Source organism: Methanococcoides sp. DA23 (assembly GCF_057593895.1).
The window spans coordinates 2325192-2337521 of record NZ_CM172520.1; the positions used below are offsets into that span (position 1 = coordinate 2325192).

The window sequence follows — 12330 nt, forward strand, 5'->3', positions numbered from 1 at the left end:
TTTTTATGTATTATCTATTATCAAGGCCAGCCATCTCAAGAAGCCTTTGTGTATTGCCATGACCGCCAATAGGCATAAGATGAATGCCCCTGCACATATCCCGAAGTTCACGGATACTTTCTGCAGCTATCTCAAGCCCTTCCTGTATCGGGTCCTTTGCATTTTCCATGCGTCGGATAAGTTCATCCCCGACCCGTATTCCAGGAATGTTATTGTTCATAAAATGTGCCATTGCGGCAGACCTGAGAGGGATTATACCGGCCATGACCGGAACGTTAGGACCTATTTGATCCATAAGAACGCTAAAATCGTTAAAACTTTCAACGTCATAGACCGCCTGTGTCTGAATGAACCGTGCACCGGCATTTATCTTTTTCTTAAGCTTGAGCATCTGCATCCGTTTTGTCACATCGGTGTTGGACACCGCACCAACAGTGAAGGACGGAGACCCTGCAAGCTCATTGCCTGCCATGTCGGACCCACCCATCATCTTAGTGATAAGGGAGAGAAGCTGCACGGAATCCAGATCATAAACGGCCTTTGCACCCACGTGGTCACCTTTGGTGGTATGATCCCCTGTCATCACACAGAGATTCTCAATACCCAGAGCCGATGCCGCCAGAATGTCAGATTGTAGTGCCAATCTATTCCGGTCACGGCAGGTAAGCTGCACTATCACTTCATGCCCTGCATCCATCAGTATTTTACCGACAGCTATAGGACTCATGCGCATTACCGCACGCTGATTGTCCGTGAGATTGATGGCATCCACCAGCCCTCTGAGAAGTTCTGCATCCTCAAGTGTCGCCGAGAGATCAGTACCCTTTGGGGGTGCAACCTCTGCGGTCACAAGGAAGCGGTCCGATTTGAGTGCATCGTTGAAAGTTGAAAGCATCGTGGGATGAATATGGGGGATTTGTTTTTAAAGGCATCGAGACAGTCAGGGGAAACTTCGTTTAAGTAATTCCTCTTGTGAGATTGCAGAACACGGTCCAAACTTTTTCCGAGATAGAACCCAATTAAGCAAAGCCTTTAAAGAAAAATATCAAGTAGAAAAGACATAAGCATACTGCAAACAAGTTATATTCTATTTTTTTAATTGATGCTAAATATCCGGCCAGACCTCCTAAAATTGTAAGAGTTCCAAAATAATAAACCGCATCGGACCTGTATGGAGCCTCTGAATAGATATAAATAGAATAATAAAGGACCATCGGACCTGTAATACCTACAATAAGACCCAAATATTTATTTTTTGAAATTATGCCACATAATATGGCTGCAATCGGTGTAATTGATCCGATAAAAACTAGTAAGCCTGAAGAAAGCATATTGCACCCATATTAGATATATGATTAATTTATTTCTTTGACATTTGTCTTTTTTATAAGTGCTTCTATTAAAACAACTACTAGCACAGATATCAATGTGAGGTATACCAGTGTTAAGCTAAGATTATCATAAAACCACCCTTGATAAGCATTATATAGTGCTATTATGAGAGGCACTAGACGGTATATTTTTCTAAATCTTTTCATGATGAATTTCCCCAATGTTAATTATTGACTTTTCTAAATAAGACTAGAATAAAAGCTATCAAAACAATTATTGCCAACACCAAAAGGACAATGCCAATGATTCCTCCTATAAGCATAAAGAACAGATCATATTTATTTGGATGAAAATACTCCATGTAATAGTATAAAATTGTAACAAGTGATAGCAAACCAAGTAACACACTTGCATAATTGCGATAAAGATATTTTGAAATCTTGTGCATTAAATCCTGAACTTCTGGGATCATAATTATTCACCATCCAGACCCTGCATCCTGACCAGATAATAATACAGCACCGCACCCATGAAATTCAGGAAAATTAGAACAAGCGACCAGATCAGTTTTTCATTATTGCCTTTGCTGGGAAAATCCTCGGTGTTCCTTTGAAGGCAGTCAAAGAACATGAAGAACCAGAAAACAATAGCTATTGCAATTATTCCCCATAGTAGCTGACCTATGTGATATGTAAAAACAAGTATGGTAAAGAATACCATAAGTCCAACGATAGTCCATTCTGATTTGATTTTGCTCACGTTAATAGATCCATGCATACATTATTAAACAAATTGTAAATGCCACAATAATATTTAAAATGTGTGAGCAGAAAACAGAATTCTCATGTTACAATAATGAGCCACATAGAAATGACAAAAACAGAACTCACTTCACCAATCTATCCTTAGCATCCCGAACCTCATCCAGAAGGTCCAGTCTGCCTATCCTCTCAAGACGTTCATAGATCAACTCCCACGCACAATCCTTCTCTGGATCGACCTCGCACTTGCCCTCCATTGAACCGCCACAGGGACCGTTAAGCAACTCCTTGGGACACTGTGCCGTAGGACAGATGCCACCAAAATCAGCGATCGTACACTGACCACACATGGCACACAGATGATGGATGACCTTATCCCCTGTCATGGCACCCAGCGAATCGGTATTGTTAGCAGGATAAACATCCACGTCCACAAAGCGTGCAATGTTCGAAGTGCCGCTGCCACATGCCATTACCAGGACAGCAGTGGCATCACCGATGTTCGGAGCAAGCTCCATAAGATACTCGCAGGACCGGACACTGCATGCGGCCTTTGCCACGGCTCCCCCGATAACGTTTATTCCGGCATCAGAGAGGAGAGATACCATCTCTGCGACCTCGGGTTCCCCTCCAACATGCTGTTTGGCAGCACAGACGCTGCACCCAATAATATAAACGGCATCCTTGTCCATGAGCATTTCAAGGATCTCATTGAAAGGTTTGGAGGATGAGATTATCATGATTCCCTCAAATAACGGTATTCAATGTCCGATTCCTGATCCAGTGCATCCTTTATCATCTTTGAGATAAGCGGAAGGTTCCTTGCCTGACACTCAAGCTTGTCAGCAAGCTTTCTTACCTGTAGCAATGTACCAATGACGATGACATCGGTCCTTTCGACCTCATGGGAAACCGCATCCCTTTCCAGTGCTGCATCCCCACCCCTTGCCAGGATCTCCTGTTTGATTATCAACGCCTCTGTGGTGGTAATGTTACTGATACGCAGCACACGGGACACCGTCTTGTTCTTCATTATCTTGGAACCTGTGCCTGTAACACCTATATTTCGCATGGAAAGGGCCGCATCATCGGGATAGGGAATGTCAAGAACGCTGACCTCGAAACCATTCTCTTCCACAACGGGCTGCCTACTTCGAATCGCAGCCGCAATTTGAACCACATCGAATGTCTCTGCCACATCGTGGGTTCGGATTATGTGAGCCCCTTTTTGTACAACGATGGCGGCGGCGGCCAGGCTTCCGTACAGGCGCTCAGTTGCGGGTTTGTTGAGCAGATCCCCAATGAAGGACTTGCGTGAAATGGCTGCAAGCAGGGGTTTCTCGAACACCTTCAGGCGTTCGAACTGGTCGATGGTCTCAAGATCGTACATCGCTGATTTTTCCGGCACCCATTTACCGATGGCAGGGTCCAGTATGAGCTGATCGGTATCAATACCACGTTCTTCAGAGCGAATGAGAATATCGTCAAGGGACTGCATGATAGCATCCATACCCAGCGGATCACCGGGAAGTTTTCCCGCTGCCATCACAACTGCAGGACAGCCATGCTCAGCGACAACATCAAGCATGCCGCCATCAGTTGCGAAACCTGCAACATCGTTCACCACATCTGCACCGCTTTCAATGGCCTTTTCCGCAATATCTGCAAATACGGTATCCACAGAGATCACAGCATCGACATTGTCCTTCAGAAGTTCCAGTGCAGGAAGAAGCCGGTCGCATTCCACTTCCTTTGTGATGGGAGCGGAAAGCGGCCAGGTTGACCTTGCACCAAGGTCGATGATCGTTGCACCATCGTCTATCATCTTATGAGCAACATCAAGAAGAGAATCCGTATCAACTACGGAGCCCTTGTAAAAGGATTCGCGGCTCAGGTTTATAACACCCATTAAGCGAACGGGATGCTCATCACCCACCTTCAAGCCACATATGTCAACATCAACGACCATTGTATAACCAACAATTATGAGTTTTCATGGATTATATATAATTCGACTGAAAAAGAGAAAAGAAAATACAGACTGCATCTTAAGCAGTCTTCTGAGCGGACATAAGGACATGCTGCATCAGTGTTGCGATGGTCATCGGTCCGACACCACCCGGAACAGGGGTGACACGGGATGCCTTGTTGATGACGTTCTCGAAATCAACATCTCCATAGACCTTGCCATTCTCTTCGGTGATACCCACATCGAAGATCACAGAACCTTCCTTGACCATATCCTCTTTGATGAGATGTTTGACACCTGTGGCAACAACGAGAATATCTGCATCTCTTGTGAACTTCGTGACGTCTTCGGTGAAAACATGACAGATGCTCACGGTGGCGTTCCTGTTCACGAGCATTGCAGCCATGGGTTTTCCCACGACATTGCTGTGACCGACAATGACGGCATGCTTGCCCTGTATCTGGACACCGTATTCCTCAAGAGCACGGATGATCCCCTTGGGAGTGCATGGAACGAGTTCCTCGATACCGATGAGCAACTGCCCCATGTTGAAGGGGTGGAAACCATCTGCATCCTTTGCAGGATCGATGGCGTTCATCGCTTCCTGCTCATTGAGATGTTTAGGCAATGGCAGTTGCAGGAGGATACCATGGATATCATTCCTTGCGTTCAGGGAACTGATAACCTCAAGAAGTTCCTCCTGAGTGATATCCTCAGGAAGATGCTGATCCTCAGCGAAGATACCGACACGCTCACAAGCTTTGTGTTTCAGCCTCACGTACATCTTTGATGCAGGGTCCTCACCCACAAGTATGGCTGACAGCCCGGGAGTTACCCCTTTTTCGCTTATGAGCTTCTCCACATCAGCTTTCACTTCAGCTTCCACTTTCTTTGCGATGGCCCGTCCATCAATGATCTTTGTATTATCAGTATCAGGCATTGAAGATCACCTTCTATTATATAATGAATTATCCGAGGTGCTCGTATATAGGGAAGCGGCTGCAAAGTTCCTGAACATCCGCACTAACGGACTCGAGAACTGTATCGTTGTCCCGGTTGTCAATGACGGTCTTGAAGAAGTCTGCGATCTCTTCCATTGCTGATTCCTTCATACCGCGGGTAGTACAAGCAGGAGTACCTGCCCTGAGACCACTGGTAATGAAAGGACCTCTTGTCTCGAACGGAATTGTGTTCTTGTTGATGACTATACCTGCCTTGCTCATAACAACCTCTGCGTCCTTCCCTGTAAGGTCGTACTGGTTGAGGTTGATTAACATAAGGTGGTTGTCGGTGCCGTCGGAAACGATCTCGAAGTCCCTTTCCTGAAGCGCTGCACAAAGTGCTTTTGCGTTCTTAACGGTCTGTTCCTGGTCCTTCCTGAAATTGTCGCTCAATGCTTCCTTGAACGCAACTGCCTTTGCAGCGATTATGTGCATCAAAGGACCGCCCTGAATTCCCGGGAAGACGGACTTGTTGATGGCCTTTGCATATTCTTCCTTGCACATTACCATTCCACCCCTTGGACCACGAAGGGTCTTGTGTGTGGTTGTTGTTACAAAGTCAGCATATGGGAATGGATTAGGGTGTACACCGGCAGCGATGAGGCCTGCAATGTGTGCAACATCTGCGAGAAGGTATGCATTAACCTCGTCAGCGATCTCCCTGAATGCCTTGAAATCGATGATACGGGAATATGCAGATGCTCCGACAACGATCATCTGTGGCATCTCTTTCTTTGCCATTTCCATGAGCTCATTGTAGTCAAGCATCTCGGTCTCCTGAGAAACACCGTATGGAACGATGTTGTAAAGCTCACCTGAAAAGCTCACAGGACTTCCGTGGGAAAGGTGACCGCCATGGGAAAGGTCCATTGACATGATCTTGTCGCCAGGTTTGAGAACTGAGAAATAGACAGCCATGTTAGCCCCTGAGCCTGAATGAGGCTGGACATTGACATGCTCTGCACCGAAGATCTGCTTTGCCCTTGAGATAGCAAGGTCCTCTGCCATATCGACAAATTCGCAACCACCATAGTAACGCTTTCCGGAATATCCTTCTGCGTACTTGTTGGTCATGATGGAGCCCTGTGCTTCCATTACAGCGCGGCTGGTGTAGTTCTCTGAAGCGATCAAGTTCAACTTGAAATCCTGACGCTGTGCCTCCAATGACAATGCATTGGCAATTTCCGGGTCAATCTCTGAAATATAAGACATATTATATCGTTCCTTGAAAATTATAGTTTTAATTGATCAGTTGTTAAGTGATGTGAGTGTATGAAATTGATAATGTGATAGATGCATGATAATTATATCATGCCGATCATATGATCGATACTTTTCTGCCATCCACCACAAGCCTGTTCTCAACGAACAGCTTCACGGCTTCAGGATATATATGATGTTCCTGCTCCAGGATACGTCCTGCGAGGGAGTCCTCATCATCGCCATCAAGTACAGGCACACATCTCTGAAGGACTATCGGGCCGGTGTCCATTCCCTCATCAACGAAGTGAACCGTACACCCTGCAACCTTCACGCCGTATTCCAACGCCTGTTTCTGAGCATGAAGCCCCATGAAAGAAGGTAACAGAGCCGGATGGATGTTCATTATCCTGTTCCTGTATGCTTCGATTATACTGCTGCCCAGGATACGCATGTACCCTGCAAGGAGGACAAGGTTGGTATCATATTTCCCGAGAACCTCCAGGATCTTGTCCTCGTAACCTTTTTTATCCTCAAAAGCGGAAGGGTCCACAAAAACAGGAACAATACCATGTGCTTCTGCCCTCTCAAGTGCATAGGCATCCCCCTTGTCACTGATAACGACCTTGATAGCAGCATTAGGGATGTAACCATTTTCAATATTATCGATAATGGACTGTAGGTTAGAACCACGTCCAGATACAAGAACTGCAATATTGAGAGTCATTGCTCACATCATACGGGATTGCTATATATTAGAGTTTTGGGCTTATAAATCCAAACACTCAACATATTGTTACAGAAAACCATTCGACCATATTAAGAAGGGAACTTAAAAAAGTTCACTCATCCTTATGCCGCTTGGACCTTTCATGAATAAGAGTATCAAGATCATCAGCATCGGCGATACTATTAAGCTCGTCCCTTTCTATAAGAACCGTGCTCTCAACGGACTTATACCGGCTCTTGCCTTCGATAATGAAAACCGATTGAGTCTCGATGACATTGGAGATGCTGCTCATCAAGTGAGCACGTTTGACCATTGCATTGCTGTATTCACTAACCCCTGTCAGGAAAGTATTGGAAGTATCCTTTGAGACCGCCTTGAACGGGGCCTGGTTCGTTGAAAGGACATCATATCCCAGAGTGTAAATAAGGTTCAGGATATTGTCATTGGGCGGTGTTTTCCTTTCAGATGTATCCTCATTGACAGTTGAAGGGTCCAGCTCTTTCTCAAAACTGCGGAGTATATCAATGGACTTCGCAAGTGCCATATCCAGTATCTCCTCCAGATGAAGCACAATATCTATGGATGCATCCATCTGACCTTCCTCATACTTGCTTATGGTACGTCTGGACACACCCAACTCGGAAGCAAGAGCCCCCAGAGACATCGATATGTTCATCCTCGCTTCCTTGAGCACATCCCCGTCAATGGATACATACAAACCTCCGGGTGCTGCGGATACAAGCGGAGGCACATCTTCTACAAAATAATCATAAAGCGTCTGTATGCTCAATGCAGGAATATCATACCTCATATAAACTACGCTATCCTCAAGCAACTGGTCACGCGTTTTGGCACCTATGAGTATGGGAAAACCATCCAGGTATTTTGCCAGAGATTTCATCTCACGGGCCGTTTCTTCGTTCAGACCGTCAATATTGTATAAGACCTTGCAGAATAGGAGCGTATTACCCTGACGTGCAGCGAGGTCAAAGCTACGGGGTCTGATATTACATTGATTCGACACCATGAAACCGGCGCGTTCCAATACTTCAATTATCTGATGTATCAGAATATCCTTTGTCATTACAATAAAGCCATTGTTTGCACATCTATATAAATGTATTTGTTAGTATATGAACGAACACAGATTGAAAGACCATGATAATAAGTATAGACGATACCGATTCCAGAGAAGGAATGTGCACTACCTACCTTTGTGCAATACTGATGGACGAGCTGAAAGAATACGGAACCATCAGAGGAAGCCCTATACTTATACGCCTCAATCCCACCATTCCTTACAAGACCCGTGGCAATGCTTCAACCGCTTTTGAAATAACAACATCAGAGCCGGAAAAGGTAATGGAACATGTCATCTCAAGGGTCGATGAACTTTCAGAACTGCAGAGCGAGATGACAAATCCCGGAGTGGTGTTCATACCCGAGGAGCGATCTGAGAGAGTAAAGGAAGAACTCGGCGAATTCTTCCTGAAAGCGGTTCGTGAAGTATTACAGATAGAGGATGCAAAGAACCTTATCGCTGACCTGGACCTGCCCTCGAGAGGATGGAAGAACGGAAGAGGGCTTATAGGTGCCCTTGCTGCCTGCGGAGCCATGCTGAACCCGGGATGGGACCATACCTATGAATATCTTGCATATCGCGAAAAGGGTACATGGGGAACGAAACGACAGGTCGATGAGGAAAGTGTGAAAGAAGCAGACCTTGCCACCTACCCGAACACCTGGGACACAGTGGATATTGCGAACAATGCAGTGGTATGCATACCCCATGCAGGAGACCCTGTCCTATTTGGAGTTCGAGGAAATGGCATTGAGCCTGTCACCATAACATCCCAGATGATAATCTCTGAGCCTGTTGAAAGATATGCGATCTATAAGACCGATCAGGGAACCGACCTGCACCTCATTCCAGTGAAGAGGATAGCAGACATAAAGGACATGCACTCATACACCATTGAAGCAACGGTATTCACTCGACCTGAAACGATAAGGGGCGGACATACGATATTTTCAGTTCGTGACGATGAAGGAGATGAGATGGACTGTGCAGCCTACGAACCCACCAAGAACTTCCGTGAACTGGTACGCAAGTTCCTGCCCGGGGACAGGATAGTGTTCTCAGGAAGTGTGAAGAACAACACCCTGAACATCGAAAAGCTGAACATAATAAGCCTTGTCCAGGAACATGAGTCGGTCAATCCCACCTGTTCCGAATGTGGAAAGAAGATGAAGTCCGCAGGAAAGGGGCAGGGTTACCGCTGCAAGAAGTGTGGCACTAAAGCAGATCTACCTGAACTTGTCGAGATCAAAAGGGGGATAGAGACAGGGATGTATGAAGTTCCACCCTGTGCAAGAAGACACCTTGCAAAACCCCTTGTCAGATGCCAGGAAGAAGAGAAAGAAGAAGATAGGAAAGTTTTCCCATCAAGATAACCAGTCATCACGAAGGTCATCAAGGTGTGCTATCGGAGGAGTAGCCCTCTTGTGAAGATTGCTCCGGACACGTAGCAGAATGGAATTGATATCCTCCATTGGAACCCCGAGTTTCAAATGCACGCGTTCCTGCCCCTCGCCTGCAAGAATTGGCTGAAGCACTTTATCGATGGTCTCATAAGTAACACCAAGGTCCTTCTCGTCGGTCTGACCCTCCCAGAGTCCTGCAGATGGTGCTTTTTCCAGAATGCTCTCAGGGACACCCAGCATCTTTGACATCTCCCATACTTCGGTTTTGTAAAGATCCCCGATGGGTTCCAGATCGACCCCGCCATCACCGTATTTTGTGAAATAACCAATTAATATCTCACTCTTGTTACCGGTCCCCATCACCACTCTGCCAAGCATGTTAGCATAGTAGTAGAGCATGGACATCCTTATCCTGGCCTTAAGGTTCCCGTCGACCTGAGCAGATGCACCCTCGATATCCGGCATTGCGGACCTGTAGCCTTCAAGAACGCTAGTGATGTCTATGATCTTAAGGTCAATACCAAGAGCTTCTGCGACCTTTTTAGCATCTTCTATTTCGGACCCAGGGGTTGAAGCTTCCGGCATGTGTATACCAAGAACGTTCTCAGCACCCAACGCTTCAACGGACAGATATGCCACCAGTGCAGAATCGATACCGCCACTTATACCTACAACAGCACCTTCAATTCCCGTCCCTTCCAGTTTCTTCCCAATAAAATCAATGATGATATCTTTTGCTTTTACAATATCCATAGTACCAAGGTCCAGATGATGATCGAATATTTCTGTATATAATAGTGCTCTATACTATATTCACAGTACATATTTAGATTTCCTGTTAAACTTTTTTCAAAAATGAGCTAACATAGTCTTAAATATAGTAGAGAGAATATTAATATAAATATATTCAGCAGGTGCTATAATGAAACAAATGAGTTCGGAGATACATGCCCTTGATACAATTTTAAAAGGCGGGTTCCCAAAGCCTTCTGCGATCCTGGTAGCAGGGCCAGCAGGTTCTGGAAAGACCACACTTGCAATGCAATCCATTTTCAACGCCGCTGAAAAAAATGAGAAATGCATGTATGTTACATCATTGAATGAACCAATTTCAATGGTCAATAAGTTCATGTCAAAGCTGAATTTCTACAATATCTCCCTGCTTTCCTCCGGCTCCATGAACTACATCCCCATCGGCACCGAGACCCTTGATAAAGGGATATATACATTCATGTGGAATTTGGAAGAGTCCATTGAAAAAATAAAACCCGACCGAATCGTCATTGATCCGATAACGACCATCGGAAGCACCCTTGATGAGGAAGCAAAACGACGTTTCTACTATGACCTTTTCCTGCGTATGAAAAAATGGGATGCTCTGGTCATAGCGATCGGAGAGTTCACCGGAGAGGAGCTCCTGAAAAATGACCTGAGCCACGTAGCGGATGGCATTATCTATCTTTCCAATGATGAGGCCAACAAAAGGCGGGTACACCACCTCGAGGTCTTAAAGCTCAGAGGACAGGGATACATAAGTGGAAAACATCCATTTTCAATAACTGAAGAAGGTATTATACTTCACCGACAGGAACTGACCGAAATGGAGATACCCCATTTTACAGACCGTATCTCAACAGGGACAAAGGGGCTTGACATAATGACCGGAACTGGCGTCATCAGAGGCACTTCAACCATTGTAACCGGAGGTTGCGGTACCGGGAAAACAACCATAGGGACACATTTCATTGCAGAAGGAGCAAGGATCGAAGAGCCTGGAATGATAGTTTCATTTATAGAATCCGAGGAACAGACCCTTACAAATGCAAGTTCCATTGACCATGATATAAAGGACCTTGTAAGTTCAGGTGCCATAAAAGTTGTCTTCACCAGCATGTCAGCCATTGAAGCCGGAGAGCATGCCATAAACTTACGAGCCATCATCAAAAAAGAGAACATCAAGCGTATCTTTGTGGATGATGTGAACGTATTCTCTGACCTTATGACACCTCTGGATGCAAAGGACCATATCAAATTACTTTCAGAGATGTTCAGATCAAATGGTGTCACCTCAATGTTCGCACAAAGGAACGACAACATTAATGGAATGCACGATATCGAAGATTATGGAATGGATACTTCGATACTGCTTTCACTAAAAGAGGAAGAAGACCATATCGACAAGACCATAACTGTCATCAAAATGCGCGGAAGCTCTCATGACAAAGGAATAAGGAAATTTGAGATAAGGGAAAGTGGTGTAGACATCATGTTGCCATCATCGGATTAAATGGTGATAGCCATACTTATAAGCCTGGAGAAATATCTATGGTATCAAACAGGCTTGAGACCACACGAACATGACATTCTATATTACAGATTCCGCAGTTTTCATCTATGGATATGATGGCGACACATCACTGTTCATCACCGTACCTTCCGTAAAGGACGAGATGAAGAGCCGGGAAGCTATGATGCGATTTGAGATCGCCTGTGAGACAGGTACAAGAGTTGAAGCACCTGATCCACAGGTTCGCACAGAGGTACTTTCAATTGCGAAAAGGACGAGGGATGTTGAAGAGCTCTCATCCACAGATATAGACATCCTAACGAAAGCTCTTGAATACAAGGATAACGGAGTTCTTCTCACAGATGACTATGCGGTACAGAACATGGCTTCAGTACTTGGTATTGAAGTCAAGCCCATCAGCCAGAAAAAGATAAAGGATGTACTTGTATGGGGAAAGAAATGTATCGCATGCTATCGCAAATTCGATGATGGTGATGATTGCCCCGTCTGTGGTTCTGCTTTAAAGAAGGTCAGGAAAAGAAAACTATAACCATATAGATGTACTA

General features: G+C 45.2%; 14 protein-coding genes. 3 read left to right on the plus strand and 11 right to left on the minus strand.

The window, feature by feature from the left end:
• Nucleotides 1-10 precede the first annotated feature (10 nt).
• The 10 genes from AC20MK_RS11535 to AC20MK_RS11580 form a co-directional block, all read right to left on the minus strand.
• A complete protein-coding gene (locus AC20MK_RS11535; protein WP_487355952.1) occupies nt 11-895 on the minus strand; it encodes a methylenetetrahydrofolate reductase in 885 nt (294 codons plus the stop codon).
• 124 nt (nt 896-1019) lie between these two features.
• Entirely contained in the window at nt 1020-1331 is a 312-nt protein-coding gene (locus AC20MK_RS11540) for a hypothetical protein (RefSeq protein ID WP_487355953.1), read from the minus strand.
• A gap of 224 nt (nt 1332-1555) precedes the next feature.
• On the minus strand, nt 1556-1804 hold the full coding sequence (locus tag AC20MK_RS11545) for a hypothetical protein (protein ID WP_487355954.1): 249 nt from the start codon (nt 1802-1804) through the stop codon (nt 1556-1558).
• A 2-nt stretch (nt 1805-1806) separates the two neighbouring features.
• A complete protein-coding gene (locus AC20MK_RS11550) occupies nt 1807-2091 on the minus strand; it encodes a PLDc N-terminal domain-containing protein (protein ID WP_487355955.1) in 285 nt (94 codons plus the stop codon).
• 127 nt (nt 2092-2218) lie between these two features.
• Nucleotides 2219-2833 carry a methylenetetrahydrofolate reductase C-terminal domain-containing protein gene (locus tag AC20MK_RS11555; protein WP_487355956.1) on the minus strand — a complete coding sequence of 205 codons (615 nt, stop codon included), beginning with the start codon at nt 2831-2833 and terminating at the stop codon, nt 2219-2221.
• A complete protein-coding gene (gene folP, locus AC20MK_RS11560) occupies nt 2830-4062 on the minus strand; it encodes a dihydropteroate synthase (protein WP_487355957.1) in 1233 nt (410 codons plus the stop codon). The genes AC20MK_RS11555 and folP overlap by 4 nt, the downstream gene beginning before the upstream one ends.
• A gap of 79 nt (nt 4063-4141) precedes the next feature.
• Nucleotides 4142-5002 (minus strand): bifunctional methylenetetrahydrofolate dehydrogenase/methenyltetrahydrofolate cyclohydrolase, encoded by an 861-nt coding sequence (locus AC20MK_RS11565; RefSeq protein WP_487355958.1) that lies wholly within the window; start codon nt 5000-5002, stop codon nt 4142-4144.
• A gap of 28 nt (nt 5003-5030) precedes the next feature.
• A complete protein-coding gene (glyA, locus tag AC20MK_RS11570) occupies nt 5031-6275 on the minus strand; it encodes a serine hydroxymethyltransferase (protein ID WP_487355959.1) in 1245 nt (414 codons plus the stop codon).
• Between the two features lie 106 nt (nt 6276-6381).
• A complete protein-coding gene (purN, locus tag AC20MK_RS11575; protein WP_487355960.1) occupies nt 6382-6990 on the minus strand; it encodes a phosphoribosylglycinamide formyltransferase in 609 nt (202 codons plus the stop codon).
• Nucleotides 6991-7105: 115 nt separating this feature from the next.
• A complete protein-coding gene (locus AC20MK_RS11580) occupies nt 7106-8077 on the minus strand; it encodes a transcriptional regulator (RefSeq protein WP_487355961.1) in 972 nt (323 codons plus the stop codon).
• 74 nt (nt 8078-8151) lie between these two features.
• Between AC20MK_RS11580 and AC20MK_RS11585 the strand changes: the two genes are divergently transcribed.
• On the plus strand, nt 8152-9447 hold the full coding sequence (locus AC20MK_RS11585; protein ID WP_487355962.1) for a TiaS agmantine-binding domain-containing protein: 1296 nt from the start codon (nt 8152-8154) through the stop codon (nt 9445-9447).
• On the opposite strand, the gene AC20MK_RS11590 is transcribed toward AC20MK_RS11585, so the two are convergent.
• The gene (locus AC20MK_RS11590) at nt 9439-10230 is read right to left on the minus strand and encodes an NAD+ synthase (protein WP_487355963.1); all 792 of its coding nucleotides are present in this window, start codon (nt 10228-10230) and stop codon (nt 9439-9441) included. The two genes, AC20MK_RS11585 and AC20MK_RS11590, sit on opposite strands and share 9 nt — an antisense overlap.
• A gap of 169 nt (nt 10231-10399) precedes the next feature.
• On the opposite strand from AC20MK_RS11590, the gene AC20MK_RS11595 reads away from it, so the two are divergent.
• Both AC20MK_RS11595 and AC20MK_RS11600 read left to right on the plus strand, forming a co-directional pair.
• Nucleotides 10400-11764, plus strand: coding sequence for an ATPase domain-containing protein (locus AC20MK_RS11595; protein ID WP_487355964.1), 1365 nt, complete (start codon nt 10400-10402; stop codon nt 11762-11764).
• A 70-nt stretch (nt 11765-11834) separates the two neighbouring features.
• Nucleotides 11835-12314 carry an NOB1 family endonuclease gene (locus AC20MK_RS11600; RefSeq protein ID WP_487355965.1) on the plus strand — a complete coding sequence of 160 codons (480 nt, stop codon included), beginning with the start codon at nt 11835-11837 and terminating at the stop codon, nt 12312-12314.
• Nucleotides 12315-12330 lie beyond the last annotated feature (16 nt).

Excerpts from the sequence above, each read along its gene's own strand:
- AC20MK_RS11535 (WP_487355952.1), bottom strand. The coding sequence starts at position 895 with ATGCTTTCAACTTTCAACGATGCACTCAAATCGGACCGCTTCCTTGTG.
- AC20MK_RS11540 (WP_487355953.1), bottom strand. The coding sequence starts at position 1,331 with ATGCTTTCTTCAGGCTTACTAGTTTTTATCGGATCAATTACACCGATT.
- AC20MK_RS11545 (WP_487355954.1), bottom strand. The coding sequence starts at position 1,804 with ATGATCCCAGAAGTTCAGGATTTAATGCACAAGATTTCAAAATATCTT.
- AC20MK_RS11555 (WP_487355956.1), bottom strand. The coding sequence starts at position 2,833 with ATGATAATCTCATCCTCCAAACCTTTCAATGAGATCCTTGAAATGCTC.
- folP (WP_487355957.1), bottom strand. The coding sequence starts at position 4,062 with ATGGTCGTTGATGTTGACATATGTGGCTTGAAGGTGGGTGATGAGCAT.
- AC20MK_RS11565 (WP_487355958.1), bottom strand. The coding sequence starts at position 5,002 with ATGCCTGATACTGATAATACAAAGATCATTGATGGACGGGCCATCGCA.
- glyA (WP_487355959.1), bottom strand. The coding sequence starts at position 6,275 with ATGTCTTATATTTCAGAGATTGACCCGGAAATTGCCAATGCATTGTCA.
- purN (WP_487355960.1), bottom strand. The coding sequence starts at position 6,990 with ATGACTCTCAATATTGCAGTTCTTGTATCTGGACGTGGTTCTAACCTA.
- AC20MK_RS11580 (WP_487355961.1), bottom strand. The coding sequence starts at position 8,077 with ATGACAAAGGATATTCTGATACATCAGATAATTGAAGTATTGGAACGC.
- AC20MK_RS11585 (WP_487355962.1), top strand. The coding sequence starts at position 8,152 with ATGATAATAAGTATAGACGATACCGATTCCAGAGAAGGAATGTGCACT.
- AC20MK_RS11590 (WP_487355963.1), bottom strand. The coding sequence starts at position 10,230 with ATGGATATTGTAAAAGCAAAAGATATCATCATTGATTTTATTGGGAAG.
- AC20MK_RS11595 (WP_487355964.1), top strand. The coding sequence starts at position 10,400 with ATGAAACAAATGAGTTCGGAGATACATGCCCTTGATACAATTTTAAAA.
- AC20MK_RS11600 (WP_487355965.1), top strand. The coding sequence starts at position 11,835 with ATGACATTCTATATTACAGATTCCGCAGTTTTCATCTATGGATATGAT.